15 protein-coding genes are annotated in these 16,392 nt (G+C 68.6%); 12 read left to right on the top strand and 3 right to left on the bottom strand.

Going from position 1 to position 16,392, the window contains the following annotated elements; translation table 11 throughout:
* Positions 1–214: 214 nt before the first annotated feature.
* Complete coding sequence (locus IC535_RS10015) at positions 215–1,522, top strand: zinc-dependent metalloprotease family protein (RefSeq protein WP_228886106.1); 1,308 nt, start codon at positions 215–217, stop codon at positions 1,520–1,522.
* A 105-nt stretch (positions 1,523–1,627) separates the two neighbouring features.
* Positions 1,628–3,439, top strand: a complete 1,812-nt coding sequence (locus tag IC535_RS10010) for a DUF885 domain-containing protein (RefSeq protein ID WP_228886105.1) — start codon at positions 1,628–1,630, stop codon at positions 3,437–3,439.
* Between the two features lie 181 nt (positions 3,440–3,620).
* On the opposite strand, the gene IC535_RS10005 is transcribed toward IC535_RS10010, so the two are convergent.
* Positions 3,621–4,055, bottom strand: a complete 435-nt coding sequence (locus tag IC535_RS10005) for a hypothetical protein (RefSeq protein ID WP_228886104.1) — start codon at positions 4,053–4,055, stop codon at positions 3,621–3,623.
* 234 nt (positions 4,056–4,289) lie between these two features.
* On the opposite strand from IC535_RS10005, the gene IC535_RS10000 reads away from it, so the two are divergent.
* From IC535_RS10000 to IC535_RS09985, 4 genes are all read left to right on the top strand, one after another.
* Positions 4,290–4,538, top strand: a complete 249-nt coding sequence (locus IC535_RS10000; RefSeq protein ID WP_228886103.1) for a hypothetical protein — start codon at positions 4,290–4,292, stop codon at positions 4,536–4,538.
* Positions 4,539–4,659: 121 nt separating this feature from the next.
* Positions 4,660–5,577 (top strand): bestrophin family protein, encoded by a 918-nt coding sequence (locus IC535_RS09995; RefSeq protein ID WP_228886102.1) that lies wholly within the window; start codon positions 4,660–4,662, stop codon positions 5,575–5,577.
* Positions 5,578–5,616: 39 nt separating this feature from the next.
* On the top strand, positions 5,617–6,606 hold the full coding sequence (hemB, locus tag IC535_RS09990; RefSeq protein WP_228886101.1) for a porphobilinogen synthase: 990 nt from the start codon (positions 5,617–5,619) through the stop codon (positions 6,604–6,606).
* A 31-nt stretch (positions 6,607–6,637) separates the two neighbouring features.
* Positions 6,638–6,910 (top strand): SHOCT domain-containing protein, encoded by a 273-nt coding sequence (locus tag IC535_RS09985; protein ID WP_228886100.1) that lies wholly within the window; start codon positions 6,638–6,640, stop codon positions 6,908–6,910.
* Between the two features lie 261 nt (positions 6,911–7,171).
* Here IC535_RS09985 and IC535_RS09980 read toward each other — a convergent pair whose 3' ends face one another.
* On the bottom strand, positions 7,172–8,047 hold the full coding sequence (locus IC535_RS09980) for a TolB family protein (RefSeq protein WP_228886099.1): 876 nt from the start codon (positions 8,045–8,047) through the stop codon (positions 7,172–7,174).
* Between the two features lie 54 nt (positions 8,048–8,101).
* On the opposite strand from IC535_RS09980, the gene aroE reads away from it, so the two are divergent.
* From aroE to dinG, 3 genes are all read left to right on the top strand, one after another.
* The gene (gene aroE / locus IC535_RS09975; RefSeq protein WP_228886098.1) at positions 8,102–8,947 is read left to right on the top strand and encodes a shikimate dehydrogenase; all 846 of its coding nucleotides are present in this window, start codon (positions 8,102–8,104) and stop codon (positions 8,945–8,947) included.
* A gap of 5 nt (positions 8,948–8,952) precedes the next feature.
* The gene (locus IC535_RS09970; RefSeq protein ID WP_228886097.1) at positions 8,953–9,306 is read left to right on the top strand and encodes a hypothetical protein; all 354 of its coding nucleotides are present in this window, start codon (positions 8,953–8,955) and stop codon (positions 9,304–9,306) included.
* A gap of 179 nt (positions 9,307–9,485) precedes the next feature.
* Positions 9,486–11,546 carry an ATP-dependent DNA helicase DinG gene (dinG, locus tag IC535_RS09965; protein ID WP_228886176.1) on the top strand — a complete coding sequence of 687 codons (2,061 nt, stop codon included), beginning with the start codon at positions 9,486–9,488 and terminating at the stop codon, positions 11,544–11,546.
* A gap of 284 nt (positions 11,547–11,830) precedes the next feature.
* Here dinG and ilvD read toward each other — a convergent pair whose 3' ends face one another.
* Positions 11,831–13,663, bottom strand: a complete 1,833-nt coding sequence (ilvD, locus tag IC535_RS09960) for a dihydroxy-acid dehydratase (protein ID WP_228886096.1) — start codon at positions 13,661–13,663, stop codon at positions 11,831–11,833.
* A 203-nt stretch (positions 13,664–13,866) separates the two neighbouring features.
* Here ilvD and IC535_RS09955 point away from each other — a divergent pair, with 203 nt between their 5' ends.
* The 3 genes from IC535_RS09955 to IC535_RS18795 all read left to right on the top strand — a co-directional run bounded on the left by IC535_RS09955 (position 13,867) and on the right by IC535_RS18795 (position 16,267).
* Complete coding sequence (locus tag IC535_RS09955; protein ID WP_228886095.1) at positions 13,867–14,430, top strand: DUF1190 domain-containing protein; 564 nt, start codon at positions 13,867–13,869, stop codon at positions 14,428–14,430.
* A gap of 3 nt (positions 14,431–14,433) precedes the next feature.
* The gene (locus IC535_RS09950) at positions 14,434–15,612 is read left to right on the top strand and encodes a glutathionylspermidine synthase family protein (RefSeq protein ID WP_228886094.1); all 1,179 of its coding nucleotides are present in this window, start codon (positions 14,434–14,436) and stop codon (positions 15,610–15,612) included.
* Between the two features lie 328 nt (positions 15,613–15,940).
* Positions 15,941–16,267: a hypothetical protein gene (locus IC535_RS18795; protein WP_324250477.1), complete on the top strand. Its 327-nt coding sequence runs from the start codon at positions 15,941–15,943 to the stop codon at positions 16,265–16,267.
* Positions 16,268–16,392 lie beyond the last annotated feature (125 nt).

The following is a 16,392-nucleotide window of genomic DNA, read 5'->3' as shown; positions in this document are numbered from 1 at the left end:
GTGACGCAGGCGGCGCGTTTCTTCCAAGGCTTCAGCAATGCTTTTCGTACCCTCTGCTGATTCGATTGATAGCGTGATGCCAAGCACGGCTTGCCGCTGCCGCCGCGCCTAGTCTCGACCCTGTTCTTTCTTGTCAGGCGTTTGCGGTGGCACTACTACGTCCGCAGGCGCGTCTGGCCTATTGATGGCTGCGGTTGCAGCGGGGGAAATACGCATGGGTATGCAGACGATATGGTTTGCAGGCACGGTGGCATGGGGGCTGGTACTGCCGGCATCGCCTGTCGCGGCGGCGGAAGCTTTTGTGGAGGTCGCAACATCGGGCATCGAAGCTGATGCCGAACAGCGCCGTCGGCATCGCGGTGTCGAGGTGGACTGGGTGCGCCGGGTAAGGGTCAACCCGGCTGCACTGCAGGCACAGGAAATCAGCATCGATCTCTACGATACGACCCTGCAGCTGGTCCGCGACACGCGCGATCTGCCGGCCCGATCACACGGCGAGTGGCTATACAGCATTGATGACGGCGGCAGCCCGCAACGGCAGGGGAACGCGTTGCCAGTTGCGGCTTGGGCAGGCACCGTGCACGGCAGTACCGGGATGGCCGGGCCGGTAGGCGCGCAGGGTGCCCAGGTGAAGATCTGGGCGTCTGCGCATGGGTTCAACGCCGAGTTCCGACTAGGAAAAATGCGCTATGAACTCAATGGCGATGTATTGGTGAAGCGCGATATGCGCCGCTTCCGCGTGAACGAAAACAACGACGTCCGTGATGTACGACCGGACCGACCGACGCCCATGCGGGATCCCAGCGCGGATGTGTCTGGGGAGGATGTCGAACATGTCGTGCGGGTTGTATATGGGCTGGCAGCCGGTGCAGCAGCGGATGGTGTCGATCCCTTGCTTGGTCAGGTGCGACAGGCCATTGATGATGCCAACAAGGGCTTTGCCGAAAGTGGTATCAAGCTGAGCCTGAAAACTGCGGCGAACGCGCTCCCGGGCTATATGGAAACCAGCCTCGACCAGACGATGGACGATATCAGCGCCGGTCGCAATGGGCCGCTGTGGCTGTTGCACATTGCGCGTGAAAGGGAACGCGCCGATGTCATGGTGATGGTGGTCGATACCGGCGCGGATGTCCCTGTGTGTGGCTCGGCCCAACAGATCCTGGCAACCCGGGAGACGGCATTCCTGGCCGTGGAGCGACGTTGCCTGTCAGAGCACACCTTGGCCCATGAAATGGGACATCTGCTCGGCGCTGATCACAATACCGAGAATGCGACCCTCGATCCGCCCAGGTTCGCCTATGGCCATGGATATCGCGCTGCGGTGGACATCGAGCCGCGTTGGAGGACAGTGATGGCGCAGGAGTGTCCCGAGGTTGCCTGTGATCGGGTGAATCTATGGTCCTCTCCGTTGATCCACCACAACGGTCAGCCGACCGGAACCGCCGACATCCATGACAACGCGCGGGTGCTGCATGAGACCAAGGCGATCATAGCCGGGTTCTATCCTGACCTTCTGCCATGACAGGGGGCTGGGACTCTACGTATTGCGGCACCATGACCCTTGACGGATTGTCGGCATCACCCTGACCGGGTAGGGTCGCAGGCATCCGTTCCCCGGGAGTCCTGCATGAAGCCGCTTGCCCTTGCCGTTGCGTTGGTCCTTTCCGTTCCCGCCGCGCTGAGCGCGCCGCCGGCCCTGGCCGCTGCGCCGGTGGCCAGCAAGGCCCCGGCCAGCCCGGCCTGGGTGACCCGCAGCAACCAGCTGGCGCAGATCCTGCTGGACGCGCAGGGCCCGTTCCAGCCCGAGGAAACCGGCTTCTTCGGCGTTCCCGGCTATGACGACAAGGTGGCCGACTTCGGCCCGGACAACGACGCGCGCTACCGCGCGGCGATGGCCAAGGCGCGCGCCGAGCTGCAGGGCCGGCTGGCCAGCGAACGCGACCCGAACGTGCGCCAGGACCTGGCGATCATGATCGCCGCGGCCGGCCAGAACATCGAAGGCAGCGAGCTCAACGAAAAATACCTGCTGCCGTGGAGCGACACCCCGCAGACCGTATTCAGCGGGCTGAACCTGCTGCTGTCCGACCAGGTGCCGCCCGAACGCCGGGCCAAGGCGCTGGACCGCCTCAAGGCCTATGCCGGCCTGGCCCCGGGCACCCAGCCGGTCACCACGCTGTCGCGCCAGCGCTATGAAGAGCGGCTGGGCGACAAGACCCTGCTGCAGCCCACGAAGATCGAGGTCGAGCAGTCGCTGGCCAACGTGGACACCTACATCAGCGGCATCGAGCAGCTGTTCGGCAAGTACAAGGTGGCCGGTGCCGACGAGGCGCTCAAGACCATCGCGGTGCAGCTGCGCGAGTACCGCGACTGGACCCGCAAGGAAGTGCTGCCCAAGGCGCGTACCGACGCGCGCCTGCCCGCGCCGTTGTATGCCTACCAGCTCAAGCAGGTGGGCATCGATATCGCCCCGGCGCTGTTGATGCAGCGCGCGCAGCTGGAATTCATGGAAACCCGCTCGGCAATGCGCCAGTTGGCCCCGCAGGTAGTCAAGGCCAAGGGCCTGAAGGTAGCCGACCCGACCGACGCGGTGGCGGTGATGCGCGCGCTGAAGGGCGACAAGATCGCCGACGACCAGCTTGAGCACCACTACCGCGGCGTGATCGATGCGATCGATCCGATCATCCGCCGCGAAAAGATCGTCGACGTGCCGCAGCGCCCGATGCAGATGCGGCTGGGTTCGGCGGCCGAAAGCGCGGCCTCGCCGGCGCCGCATTTCCTGCCGGCGCCGCTGGTGGGCAACACCGGCCAGCAGGGCACCTTCGTGCTGCCGCTGGGCAACCCGGCCGCCGGCGACAAGGCCGCGCAGTACGACGATTTCAACTTCGGTTCGGCCGCGTGGACGCTGAGCGCGCACGAAGGCCGCCCGGGCCATGAGCTGCAGTTCACCGCGATGGTCGAGCGCGGCATCTCGCTGGCGCGCACCATGTTCGCGTTCAATTCGGTCAACGTCGAAGGCTGGGCGCTGTACGCCGAAGCCGAGATGGTGCCGTACGAGCCGCTGGACGGGCAGTTGATCGCGCTGCAGTTCCGCCTGCTGCGCGCCGCGCGCGCGATGCTCGACCCGATGCTCAACCTGGGCCTGATCGACCGCGCCAGCGCCGAGCGCGTGCTGATCGACGAGGTCGGCCTGTCCAAGGCGATGGCCACCCAGGAACTGGACCGTTACATGGTGCGCATGCCCGGCCAGGCCGGCAGCTACTTCTATGGCTATACCCGCATCCTGGAACTGCGCATGCAGACCGAGCTGGCGCTGGGCAAGCGGTTTGACCGGCTGGCGTTCAACAACTTCCTGCTCGACCAGGGCCTGCTGCCGCCGGACCAGCTGGCCAAGGCGGTCAACGAAGTGTTCGTGCCGAAGTACAAAACCGATAAACGCTGAGGCGCCCGGTAGTGCCGGCCGCTGGCCGGCTCCCGACATCCCTGCGGAGCCGGCCAGCGGCCGGCACTACCGGTTACGCGTCTGGAACACAGCCCCCTGAGTCAGGGGGCGGCCGCGCAGCGGCGGGGGTATGGGGGCTGGTAAGACGGGGCCCGCGGTTTGCGCAGCAAAGCGTGGGGCGTCAGCGCGCATGCGCTGGCGCGTCGGGGTTGGGTACCCAGATGGCGACACCGGCCGCGCGCTTCTGCGTGGTAGGAATGCCGATGCCCACGCCACCGCCCACGTGCGAACCGTAGCTGCCGGCACCCACCGACATGCCCACCGGCGAGCCGCTGGAACCCACGCCCATCAGGATCACGCCATTGGCGCCCAGCGCGGCCGCCTCGCGCTTGAGCCGCAGCACCGCCGCGTCGGTCTGGCCCTGGGTGCCAAAGCCCACCGCGCTGGACGATTCCAGTTGGGCGATCTCCACCGAGCCGGCCGGCGGCGTGGAGTAGATCTGGACGCTGGCCGGGTCTATCGGCGCACGCGCCTGGCCCAGCATCACCTTGGAGGTACTGGCGCAGCCACCCACGGCCAGCAGCAGCCCGAGTACGGCAATCGATCGGATGTTCATGCATCACCCCTGTTCAAGTGGGGGCCCGGGGGCCCGTGGCGCGATCATCGGCGGCGGCCACTGAATCGGTGCCAACGCCCTGGTCCCTACGCTAGCACTGGCGGGGTGAGCGCCATGCCGTCACCACGACGGCCGGGGCCCTGGCCCGATGAACGCGTCAGCGGCGGCAGCCCGGCCGCCGTCCGCAGCGGAATCTGGGCTATGGTGGCTGGACCGTCATCAAGGGAGCGTCGCATGGGATTGATCAGTCTGTTGTGGGGCGTTCTGGCGCTGCTGTGGATGATCCTGGCGCTTATCCCGCTGCTTGGCTGGGGCAACTGGTTCCTGATTCCGTTCGCCGCGGTCGGGGCGGTGATCGCCGCGCTCGGCATCCTGTTCACCCACCCCAGCAAGCGCGGCCGGGCCTGGGCCGGGCTGGTGCTGAACGGAATCGTGGTGGTGGTCGGCATCGTCCGCCTGAGCCTGGGCGGCGGCATCGTCTGAGTACCGGCTGCGACCATCGGTCGCAGCGCCCAGGCGGCCGGCCACAACGGCGTACAATCAGCGCCTGCCGCGGCGGCGCTGCCGGCGGCCCACGCCCACCCGGGCGCCATTCCCGCTTTCGATGATCATTCGCCCTCGTCCCCACGGCTGGCAACTGCTGTACATCCTGCGCGGCTCCATCGTTCCGGCGGTGGCGCCCAAGGTGCTGGCGATCCTGCTGCTGTCGGTCGCGGTCGCCGCCCTGGCCGAGTTCTGGCACCCGCCGGGCATCGAACGGGTCTCGGTGGCACCGTTCACGCTGCTCGGCCTGGTCCTGTCGATCTTCCTGAGCTTCCGCAACAACGCCTGTTTCGAGCGGTGGTGGGAAGGCCGCAAGCTGTGGGGCCAGTTGGTCTACGAATCGCGCAGCCTGGCGCGGCTGTGCAGCGCGCTGCTGGCCGATGATGCGCCACGCCGGGCGCGCATCTGCCGGCTGGCGGTCGGCTTTGCGCATGCGCTGGCGGCCAGGCTGCGTGGCCGCGACGCGGCGTTGGCGGCGCTGCCCTGGGTGGACGATGCCGATCATGCGCGCTTCGGTGAGCGGCTCAATGCGCCGGACCAGCTGCTGGCGATGATCGCCGCCGAACTGGCGCAGCCGCTGCGCGCCGGCCGCCTCGATCCGATCCTGTACGCCCAGTTCGAAACCCGCCTGCATGCGATGTCCAGCATCCAGGCCGGCTGCGAGCGGATCCTGTCCACGCCGCTGCCATTTGCCTACACCCTGCTGCTGCACCGCTGCGCGTGGCTGTTTTGCGTGCTGCTGCCGTTCGGGCTGGCCAGCTCGCTGGGCTGGGCCACGCCGGTGGTCTCGGCGGTGCTGGCCTACGCCTTCTTCGGCCTGGACCAGCTCGGCGAAGAGATGGAAGAGCCGTTCGGCCTGGAAGCCAACGACCTGCCGCTGGACGCGCTGGTGCGCACCATTGAAATCGACCTGCTCGACAGCCTCGGCGTGCAGCCGCTGCCGGCGCCGCTGCAACCGCATCGTTACCTGCTGCAGTAAACCTGCGGCATTCCCACTGATTCCGTCACGGAGCACCCCATGGCCCACCCCGACTACCGCCCCCGCCGCATGCGCCACGACGAGTTCTCGCGCCGGTTGATGCGCGAAAACACGCTGACCACCGACGACCTGATCTACCCGGTGTTCGTGCATGAGCTGGCCGGCCGCGCGCCGGTGGCCTCGATGCCGGGCGTGGAGCGGTTGTCGATCGACGAACTGCTCAAGGTGGCCGAAGAGGCGCTGGAGCTGGGCATCCCGGTGATCGACCTGTTCCCGGTGATCGACCCGGCCGGCAAGTCGCTGGACGCGGCCGCGGCGTGGGACGACAACGGCCTGGCCCAGCGGGCGATCCGCGCGCTGAAATCGCGTTTCCCCGAGCTGGGGGTGATGACCGATGTGGCGCTGGATCCGTACACCACCCACGGCCAGGACGGCATCATCGACGGCAACGGCTACGTGCTCAACGACATCACTGTGGAAGCGCTGGTCAGGCAGTCGCTGTCGCATGCCGAGGCGGGCGTGGACATCATCTCGCCGTCGGACATGATGGATGGCCGGATCGGCGCGATCCGCCGCGCGCTGGACGCCGGCAGCCACGTCAACGTGCGCATCATGGCCTACTCGGCCAAGTACGCCTCGGCCTTCTACGGCCCGTTCCGCGACGCGGTGGGCAGCTCGGCCAGCCTTGGCAAGGCCGACAAGAAGACCTACCAGATGGACCCGGCCAACGGCGATGAGGCCATGCGCGAGATCGCGCTGGACCTGGAAGAGGGTGCGGACATGGTGATGGTCAAGCCGGGCATGCCGTATCTGGACCTGGTGCGCCGGGTCAAGCAGCAGTTCGGGGTGCCCACCTTCGCCTACCAGGTCAGTGGCGAGTACGCGATGATGAAGGCGGCCTTCGCCAATGGCTGGCTGGACGAACGCGCCTGCGTGCTGGAATCGCTGATCGGCTTCAAGCGCGCCGGCGCCGATGGCGTGCTGACCTATTTTGCCCCGCAGGTGGCGCGCTGGCTGCGCGAACGCTGACAATACGCGCCAACACGCAGACAGGGGCACGATGATGCAGACGATGGGATGGGTGCAGTGGGTCACCTGGAGTGCCGGGGTGCTGGCCTTCGCGGTGGTGATCGGCCTGGTCATCCGTGGCGTGGTGCGCGCTGGCCGGCGCGCACCGGAGCAGCCGTCGGCGGCCGCACGGGTAGCCCGTGAGGCGCAATTGTCGCCCGCGCTGCAGGCGCAGTTGGCCGCGTTGAACCAGCGCAAGGACGACGGTCAGATCAGCGAAGCCGAGTACGAACAGTTGCGCGCCATGTTGTTGCGCAACGCCTGATGCCCCGGTACCGACCAACGGTCGGCACCTACCGCATTCCGTCTGGAGAAGGGAGCCCCCTGAGTCAGGGGGCGGCGCCGAAGGCGCGGGGGTCTGGGTGATGGTAAGACGGGGCCCGCGGTTTGCGCAGCGAAGCGTGGGGCGTCAGCGCGTATGCGCTGGCGATCACCAGATCAGCGAAGCGGAGTACGAACAGCAGCGCGCCGCGTTGTTGCGCAACACCTGATGCCCGGTACCGACCAACGGTCGGCACCTACCGCATCAACGGCAACCGTCGCCGGCCGGCAGCACCGGCCGCTTGATCCGGTACAGATCCAGCCCACCGGCACGCGGTGCGCGCGCCACCCCGGCCAAGACCAGCTCGGTCGGTTTGGACGCGTCCACCACCGGCGCGCCGGTCCGGCCGTCGGCGGTATTGAACGACAGCATCAGCGGCGTGGCCGGCTGCCGGTAGTCGCAGCCGGCCAGCCACACCTGCGAGCCGGCGGCGGTGACCCGGGTGATCGCCAGGGCCCCGTCGTTGCCCAGCCAGTCCCCGCCCAGTTCGTCGGCCGCGCTGTTGAGCGGCGCCGGCAGTGCCGTGGCGGTGTTGAAGCCCCGGCCCCGGGCGGTCGCCTGGTACAGGTCGAAGCCGCCGCGGGTGCCCTTGCCATTGCGTGCGAACAGCAGCACCTGGCCATCCGGGCGCACGGCCGGGCGGCGTTCGTCGGCGTCGGTGTTGACCGTCACCGGCATCGTCAGCACCGGCCCGAAACTGCCGTCGGCGCCGATCATCACCGCGCGCAGGTCGAACCCGCTCGGCCCGTCGCTGGCGTTGGAGGCGAAGTACAGCCAGGCGCCGTCATGGCTGAAGAACGGGTCCAGCTCATCGCCGGCGGTGTTGAACGCCAGCGGCGTGGGGTCCTGCCAGCGGCCGTCGCGCAGCACCGCCTGCCACAGGTCCCAGCCACCGGCGCCGCCGGCGCGGTCGGAGGCCCAGACGATGCGCTGGCCGTCCGGGGCGATCGTGGCCTGGGCCTCGTTGGCCCGGGTCGAGACCACGCCCATGCCTTCGATGCCGAATTCGGAAAGCGCCATCGCCTGCGGCATGGAGAGTAAACTGGCGCACAGCGCGAGCAGTGACAATGGAGTGCGCATAGCCGCTTCCGTTGGGGGTTTGCGTTCCATTCTAGGCCCGGAGCAGACATACCCATGACCGCCGACCATTACGCCGTATTCGGCCAGCCCATCGCACACTCGCAGTCGCCGCGGATCCACGCCGCGTTCGGCCGCCAGGAAGGCACCGCGCTGGACTACCGCGCCATCGATGCGGCCCCGGACAATTTCGCCGCCGCGCTGGAGGCCTTCGCCGCCAGTGGCGGGGTCGGCGCCAACATCACCGCGCCGCACAAGCAGGCCGCCTTCGCGGCGTGCACCACGCTGACCTCGCGCGCGCGCCGCGCCGGCGCGGTCAACACCCTGCTGCGCAAGGGCGACCGCTGGCACGGCGACACCACCGATGGCATCGGCCTGGTGCGCGACCTCACCGACCGCCACGGGCTGGACCTGCGCGGCCGGCGCACGCTGCTGATCGGCGCCGGCGGCTCGGCCCGCAGCGTCGCCCCGGCCCTGCTCGATGCCGGCATCCTGGAGCTGGTGGTGGTCAACCGCACCCCCGAACGCGCCGATGCGCTGATCGATGCGATGGGCGAACCGGGCCGCGCGATCACCCGCTACTGGGAAGACATGCGCGAACTGGGCGACTTCGAGCTGATCATCAATGCCACCTCGGCCGGGCACGACCGCAGCGCCGACTTCAAGCTGCCGCTGGGCCTGGTCAACAGCATGACTACCGCGGTGGACCTGAACTACGGCGAGGCGGCCATCGCCTTCATCGCCTGGGCGCGTTCGGCCGGGTGCCGCAACGTGGTCGATGGCCTGGGCATGCTGGTCGAGCAGGCCGCCGAGAGCTTCCTGCAGTGGCACGCGGTGCGCCCGCAGACCGATGCGGTGTATGCCGAACTGCGCGGCGAACACGCGCTGGCCGGCGAGGACTGAGCCCCATGGACATGGACCTGATGGTGACCCTGCTGACCATGACCGCCGCGCGCCTGCCGATCCTGATCGCGCTGGCGGTCTCGGTGGTGTGGGTGGTCGATACGCCGGCCGGCGCGCTGCGCAGCGTGGCGCTGTCGGCGCTGGCCCTGCTGGCGGTGACCACCCTGGCCGGGCTGGTGCTGAACGTGGTGCCGGTCTGGCTGGTGACGCAGGGCAACTACGAAACGGTGCAGGGCCTGTCCACCTGGCTGGGCGCGGGCCATTTCGTGCTGAGCCTGCTGGAGGCGCTGGCGGTGGTGCTGCTGGTGTGGGCGATGACCCGCGCGCTGCGCAGCCTGAAGGCCGCACGGCCGGCCTGAGCCTGGAGCACGGGGCGGCCGCTCCGGCCGTCATCCGTGCGCGCGGTCGCGGATCTGAACCGGTGCGGAAATCCGCACCGGCCAGCGCGCCCCGGGCATGAGAAAATACCCGCCGATCCAGGCAGGTGTCCCCCGGCGTGACCGAAAAAGTTGAAGCCCCGCGTGCGCTGAACGACGAGATGAAGGCCGCCATCCGCGATGCCTACGCCAAGCTGCAGGCCAATACCCCCGGCTTCAGCACCCGGCGTTCGCAGAGCCAGATGATCGGCGTGGTCTCGCGTGCGCTGTCGCACAGCGGCGGCGTCGGCGTGGTCGAAGCGCCCACCGGCGTGGGCAAGTCGCTGGGCTACCTGACCGCCGGCGTGCCGATCGCGCTGGCCACCAAGAAGAAACTGGTGATCAGCACCGGCACGGTGGCGTTGCAGTCGCAGCTGGTCGAGCGCGACATCCCCAACTTCCTCAAGGCCACCGGGCTGGAAGCGACCGTGGCGCTGGCCAAGGGCCGCACCCGCTACCTGTGCACGCGCAACGCCGCCGAAGCGCATGGCGACGGCGCGCAGGAGGGCATGTTCGAGGACGAGCAGCCCTTGTTCGACCGGCCGCTGGCGCCGATCGAAATGGACCTGGCGCAGAAGCTGAGCAAGGACTTCCTGGAAGGGCGCTGGAACGGCGACCTGGACAACGCCCCGGACACCATCAGCAACACCCTGCGCTCGCGCATCACCACCCCGGCGTCGGGCTGCGCCGGGCGCAAGTGCGCCTACTCGGCGCAGTGCGCGGTGCTGCGCTCGCGCAACAGCGTGCGCGAGGCGCAGATCGTGGTCACCAACCACGCGCTGTTGCTGTCGGCGCTGTCGATCGGCGACAGCGACAACGGCCAGCCGCTGATCGCCCCGCCGTCGGACATGCTGCTGGTGCTCGACGAAGGCCACCATATCGGCAGCGTGGCCATCGACCAGGGCGCGGCCAGCCTGGCCCTGGACGAGATGGCCAAGCGCACCGGCCGGCTGCAGGTGCTGATCGCCGCCTCCTACCGCGCGGTGGACAAGGACAAGCTGGGCAACCTGCTGCCCAACGAGGCGATCGAGGCGGCGGCCAAGGTCAGCAAGCAGCTCAAGGCCTTCCGCGATGTGATCGAACGCGGCTGGCGCCCGGACCCGGCCGCGCAGGAGCCGATGTGGCGCGCGCCCAACGGCCGCCTACCGGAGACCTGGATGGCCGATATCGAGGCCATCGCCGACGACACCCGCAGCCTGTTCAACTGGGCCCATGCCGCGCTGGCCCAGGTGGCCAAGGGCAAGCCCGAGGACGCTGCGCGCGAACGCCTGCAGCGCAACCTGGGCATGGCGCTGGAGATGATCGAGGGCCAGCACAACCTGTGGACCGCCTGGCGCCGCGAGGACAAGGAAGGCCAGCCGCCGATGGCGCGCTGGGTGACCCTGTCGCGCGATGGCGATCTGGTCCTGCACGGCTCGCCGATCTCGGCCGCGCATGTGCTGCGCAAGCTGTTGTGGGACGAAGTGGATTCGGTGGTGATGACCTCGGCCACGCTGACCGGCGGCGGCGATTTCCAGTCGCTGGCGATCGACAACGGCATTCCCGAAGAAGCCGAACTGGTATCGCTGTCCTCGCCGTTCGACCTGCCCAACCAGGCCCAGCTGATCGTGCCCGCGTTCCCGGTCACGCCCGACGACAAGGAAGGCCACCCCAGGGAAGTGGCCAAGTACCTGGTCAGGGAACTGGACTGGGACAAGGGCAGCATCGTGCTGTTCACCTCGCGCTGGAAGATGGAGAAGGTGGCCGAGCTGATGCCGGCCGAACAGCGCAAGCGGGTGCTGGTGCAGGGCGAGGGTGCCAAGCAGAAGATGATCGACGAACACCTGCGGCGCACCTCGGCCGGCGAAGGCTCGGTGTTGTTCGGCTTGAACTCGTTCGGCGAAGGCCTGGACCTGCCCGGCGAGGCGTGCACCACGGTGGTGATCACCCAGGTGCCGTTCGCCGTGCCCACCGACCCGCAGACCTCGACCCTGAGCGAGTGGTTCGAAAGCCGCGGGTTGAACGCCTTCAACCTGATCGCCATCCCGCACGCGCTGCGCACGCTGACCCAGTTCTCCGGCCGCCTGATCCGTACCTCCACCGACACCGGCCGGGTGATCATCCTCGACTCGCGCCTGCTCAGCCGCCGCTACGGCAAGCGCATCATCGACGCGCTGCCGCCGTTCAAGCGGGTGATCGGGTAGGTCCCTTCATCGCGCCATCCACGCATGGCGTGGAGCTACCCGGGCAACGATCCGCCCGCATGCCACGGCCGCACGCCATGCGTGGATGGCCACGCACCGGTTAGCGCCAGGCTCTGCCGGCTGCCATGGATCCACGCCATGCGTGCATGGCCGCGCGCCGGTAGCGCCGGGCTCTGCCGGCCGCCATGGATCCACGTCATGCGTGCATGGCCGTGCGCCGGTAGCGCCGGGCTCTGCCGGTAACCGTAGATCCACGCCATGCGTGGATGCCGTTCGCGCCGACCCTACAGCTTCGACAGATCCCGCACCGCGCCCTTGTCGGCGCTGGTGGCCAGCAGCGCATACGCCTTCAATGCACCGGTGACCTTGCGTGGGCGCGCTTCACGCGGCGCCCAGCCCAGCGCATCCTGTTCGGCGCGGCGCGCGGCCAGGGTGGCGTCGTCGACCAGCAGGTCGATGCGCCGCGCCGGGATGTCGATGCGGATGCGGTCGCCTTCGCGCACCAGCCCGATCACCCCGCCAGCGGCCGCTTCCGGCGAGGCGTGCCCGATCGACAGCCCGGAAGTACCGCCGGAGAAGCGCCCATCGGTGAGCAGCGCGCACTGCTTGCCCAGCCCCTTGGACTTCAGGTAGCTGGTCGGGTACAGCATTTCCTGCATGCCCGGCCCGCCGCGCGGGCCTTCGTAGCGGATCACCACCACGTCGCCGGCCACCACCTGGTCGGCAAGAATGCCCTGCACGGCCGCGTCCTGGCTTTCAAACACGCGTGCGCGGCCTTCGAATACATGGATGGATTCATCCACGCCGGCGGTCTTGACCACGCAGCCATCGGGCGCCAGATTGCCGCGCAGCACCGCCAGCCCGCCTTCGGCCGAATAGGCATGGGCGACATCGCGGATGCAGCCTTCGGCGCGGTCCACGTCCAGCGTCGGCCAGCGCGTGGCCTGGCTGAAGGCGACCTGGGTGGGGATGCCGGCCGGCCCGGCGCGGAAGAAGGTGTGCACGCTTTCCTCGGTGCTCACCGCCACGTCCCAGCGCGCGATCGCCTCGGCCAGGGTGCGGCTGTGCACGGTCGGCACGTCGGTATGCAGCAGCCCACCGCGCGCCAGTTCGCCGAGGATGCCGTACACGCCACCGGCGCGGTGCACGTCCTCCATGTGGTACTTCGGCGTGTTCGGCGCCACCTTGCACAGCTGCGGCACGCGCCGCGACAACGCGTCGATCGCATGCAGGTCGAAGTCGACCTCCGCTTCCTGGGCGGCGGCCAGCAGGTGCAGGATGGTGTTGGTCGAACCGCCCATGGCGATGTCCAGGGTCATCGCGTTCTCGAAGGCGGCGATGCTGGCGATGTTGCGCGGCAGTGCGTTGGCATCCTCGCCGCCGTACCAGCGGTGGCACAGCTCCACGATCACCCGCCCGGCGCGGCGGAACAGCTGCTCGCGGTCGGCGTGGGTGGCCAGGGTCGAGCCATTGCCGGGCAGCGACAGGCCCAGGGCTTCGGTCAGGCAGTTCATCGAGTTGGCGGTGAACATGCCCGAGCACGACCCGCAGGTCGGGCAGGCGCTGCGCTCGACCTCGGCCACCGTCTCATCGGAGGCGTTGGGGTCGGCGGCGATCACCATCGCATCGACCAGGTCCAGCTTGTGTTCGGACAGGCGCGTCTTGCCCGCTTCCATCGGCCCGCCGGACACGAACACCACCGGGATGTTCAGGCGCAGCGCGGCCATCAGCATGCCCGGGGTGATCTTGTCGCAGTTGGAGATGCAGACCAGCGCGTCGGCGCAGTGCGCATTGACCATGTACTCGACCGAGTCGGCGATGATCTCGCGGCTGGGCAGCGAGTACAGCATGCCGTCGTGGCCCATGGCGATGCCGTCGTCCACCGCGATGGTGTTGAATTCCTTGGCCACCCCGCCGACCTGTTCGATCTCGCGCGCCACCAGCTGGCCCAGATCCTTGAGGTGCACGTGGCCGGGCACAAACTGGGTGAACGAGTTGGCGATGGCGATGATCGGCTTGTGGAAGTCGCCATCGGTCATGCCGGTGGCGCGCCACAGGGCGCGGGCGCCGGCCATGTTGCGGCCGGCGGTGGACGTGCGGGAGCGGTATTCAGGCATGGGGCTGGCAGGATCTGGCGGGCCATGGGGGCGCGTTTCACCCCGATTCTGCCGAAAAATTGCGGTTGCGTTTGCAACCGTTGGTATCGCAGCGGCCGGGGCAGAACCTGAAACCGCGTTCATCCAGTCGGCGTTGCCGGTTTTGGTTGTGGCCCCCGATCAGGCATGATTGGGCAGATAACCGCATTCGGGGGCATGACGCCATGAAACGTTCCAGGACCACCGCGCTGCTGCTGATGAGCGCCGCGCCGCTGCTGTTCACCGCCTGCCAGAAGGACGACGCCGTCCAGGTGCAGGAAGGGCTGTACACCTCGGTGCAGGCCTGTACCGAGGCCACCGGCGACCCGTCCAGCTGCCGCACCGCGTTCGCCAAGGCGCAGCAGCAGTCGGCCGATGCCGCCCCCAAGTACGCCTCGCGCGCGGCCTGCGAAGCCGATTACAACGCCGAACAGTGCGTGGAACAGAAGACCTCCAGCGGGCACTCGTTCATCGGCCCGATGATGATGGGCTTCTTCATGTCGCAGATGCTCAGCAACCGCGGCGGCGCCATGGCCCAGGCCCCGGCCGCCAGCCCGGCTTACCAGGACAAGGCCAAGGGCTGGGCGCGCCCGGCCCCGGGTGGCAGCGGCGGCTTGAACACCGCCAGCGGCATCGGCGCCGGCAAGGCCGGCCTGGCCCCGGTCAACGCGACCCCCAACCGCGCCGTTACTGCCAGCCGCGGTGGCTTCGGCAGCACCAGCAGCGGCCGCAGCAGCGTCGGCGGCTGATCGATGCAGCGCGTGCGTATCGCCGAGCGCAGCCAATGGCGCGCCCGGGCCGAGGAATCCGGCTTCCGCTTCCATACCATCGATGGCCTGCCGTACTGGGATGAGACCGCGTATTACGCCTTCACCCTGCGCCAGATCGAACAGGACATCGAAGACCCCAGCGCCGAGCTGCATGCGATGGCGATGGACCTGGTCGAGGAGGTGGTGGGCAGCCAGCAGCTGATGGACCAGCTGGCGATCCCGCCGGCGTTCCGCGACTGGATCGCCGACAGCTGGCGCCGCCGCGAGTCGCACCTGTATGGCCGCCTGGACTTCGCCTACGACGGCAGCGGCCCGGCCAAGCTCTACGAGCTCAACTACGATACCCCCACCTCGCTGTTCGAGGCGTCGTTCTTCCAGTGGCAATGGCTGGAAGAGCAGCGCAACCAGAACCGGCTGCCGCCGCACGCCGACCAGTTCAACGCCATCCACGAAGCCCTGGTGGACCGCTTTGCACAGCTGTCCGCGCAGTTGCCGCCGCCGCTGTACTTCAGCGCGGTGGGCAGCTCGGAGGAAGACCAGGGCACGGTGGCCTACCTGCGCGATTGCGCGGCCCAGGCCGGCCTGCGGGGCGAGACGATCGCGATCGAGGACATCGGGTTGTCCGAAGACGGTCGCTTCACCGCGATGGATGACACCGTCATTGGCAGCCTGTTCAAGCTGTACCCGCTGGAAGACCTGATGACCGAATCGTTCGGCCAGGCCTTGCCGGGCTCGGGCGTGCAGCTGCTGGAACCGGCGTGGAAGGCGATCCTGAGCAACAAGGGCGTGCTGCCGCTGCTGTGGCAACGCCACCGCGGTCACCCCAATCTGTTGGCCGCCGAGTTCGACGATGGCAGCGAACTGCCGCGTGGCTGGGTACGCAAGCCACTGTTCTCGCGCGAAGGCGCCAACGTGGCCATGCACCTGGCCGACGGCAGCTGGCAGGAAAGCGAAGGCCCGTACACCGGCCCGGCGATCCGCCAGGCCGCGCACCCGCTCACCGCATTCGATGGCGGCTATCCGCTGATCGGCAGCTGGATCGTGGGCGACCAGGCCTGTGGCATGGGCATCCGCGAAGACAACAGCCGCATCACCCGCGACAGCGCGCGCTTCGTCCCGCACGCGATCATCGACGAAGCGCCGACGCGGATCTATCTCTGAGATGGGGATGCGGCGCAACCGTAGTCTGCGTCCTGGTCCACTGGCCGGGCGGCACCTGGACGATGGCCACGGGCTGTGGCGCTATGCCGACCGCATTGCCGTGCGCTGCCATCGCTGCGCTACGCCTGGTTGGGTGGATTCGTCCGCGAACAGGTCCCGCTTCCGTTGCGTCCAGTGCAGCGTGGCGCTGGACGGCGGTTGCGGTTGCGCCCGCTGCGGGCCCGGTGACTGGGTGGGGCCGGTGCGTTACAGCGGTCGCCGGCCGTGCGGCTACTGCGGGCATCAGTGGGTAAGTGCCGATGCGACACGCAAGGTGGCCTCCCCACCGGTGCGTACCCTTGCCGGCACCTGCGCCCAGTGCGGGCGCAGCAGCGATGTCACGGTGGGCGTGATGCGGGTCCGTGGTGCTGAAGCGCTCGACCCGCATTTCGGCTTGCCGCTGCTGCTGGTGGAGAAGACCGCGGCCGGCCTGCTGTGGGCGTACAACCCGGCCCACCTGCAGGCATTGCACGACTACGCCGTGGCGCCGCTGCGCGAGCGGGCCGGCGTGGCCAACGGGTCGATGTTCTCGCGCCTGCCGCAGTGGATGAAGCTGGCACGCAACCGCGTGCTGCTGCAGAAGGCCACCGCCCGTCTGATGGCCAGGGCCCGGTAGGTACCGACCAACGGTCGGCACCTACCGGGCCGATCCACCGCGCGCCACGACCAACGGTCGTGGCCTACCCGCGTTGTGGTGGGTGGCGACCGCAGGCCGGTAGGTACCGACCGTTGGTCGGTACG

The organism is Stenotrophomonas rhizophila, from assembly GCF_020857975.1.
GTDB lineage: Bacteria > Pseudomonadota > Gammaproteobacteria > Xanthomonadales > Xanthomonadaceae > Stenotrophomonas > Stenotrophomonas rhizophila_C.
This window is presented reverse-complemented; position numbering and strand designations above follow the sequence as displayed.

Bases quoted from the DNA above. Each gene is read 5' to 3' on its own strand.
- IC535_RS10015 (WP_228886106.1), top strand. From the start codon at position 215: ATGGGTATGCAGACGATATGGTTTGCAGGCACGGTGGCATGGGGGCTG.
- IC535_RS10010 (WP_228886105.1), top strand. From the start codon at position 1,628: ATGAAGCCGCTTGCCCTTGCCGTTGCGTTGGTCCTTTCCGTTCCCGCC.
- IC535_RS10005 (WP_228886104.1), bottom strand. From the start codon at position 4,055: ATGAACATCCGATCGATTGCCGTACTCGGGCTGCTGCTGGCCGTGGGT.
- IC535_RS10000 (WP_228886103.1), top strand. From the start codon at position 4,290: ATGGGATTGATCAGTCTGTTGTGGGGCGTTCTGGCGCTGCTGTGGATG.
- IC535_RS09995 (WP_228886102.1), top strand. From the start codon at position 4,660: ATGATCATTCGCCCTCGTCCCCACGGCTGGCAACTGCTGTACATCCTG.
- hemB (WP_228886101.1), top strand. From the start codon at position 5,617: ATGGCCCACCCCGACTACCGCCCCCGCCGCATGCGCCACGACGAGTTC.
- IC535_RS09985 (WP_228886100.1), top strand. From the start codon at position 6,638: ATGATGCAGACGATGGGATGGGTGCAGTGGGTCACCTGGAGTGCCGGG.
- IC535_RS09980 (WP_228886099.1), bottom strand. From the start codon at position 8,047: ATGCGCACTCCATTGTCACTGCTCGCGCTGTGCGCCAGTTTACTCTCC.
- aroE (WP_228886098.1), top strand. From the start codon at position 8,102: ATGACCGCCGACCATTACGCCGTATTCGGCCAGCCCATCGCACACTCG.
- IC535_RS09970 (WP_228886097.1), top strand. From the start codon at position 8,953: ATGGACATGGACCTGATGGTGACCCTGCTGACCATGACCGCCGCGCGC.
- dinG (WP_228886176.1), top strand. From the start codon at position 9,486: ATGAAGGCCGCCATCCGCGATGCCTACGCCAAGCTGCAGGCCAATACC.
- ilvD (WP_228886096.1), bottom strand. From the start codon at position 13,663: ATGCCTGAATACCGCTCCCGCACGTCCACCGCCGGCCGCAACATGGCC.
- IC535_RS09955 (WP_228886095.1), top strand. From the start codon at position 13,867: ATGAAACGTTCCAGGACCACCGCGCTGCTGCTGATGAGCGCCGCGCCG.
- IC535_RS09950 (WP_228886094.1), top strand. From the start codon at position 14,434: ATGCAGCGCGTGCGTATCGCCGAGCGCAGCCAATGGCGCGCCCGGGCC.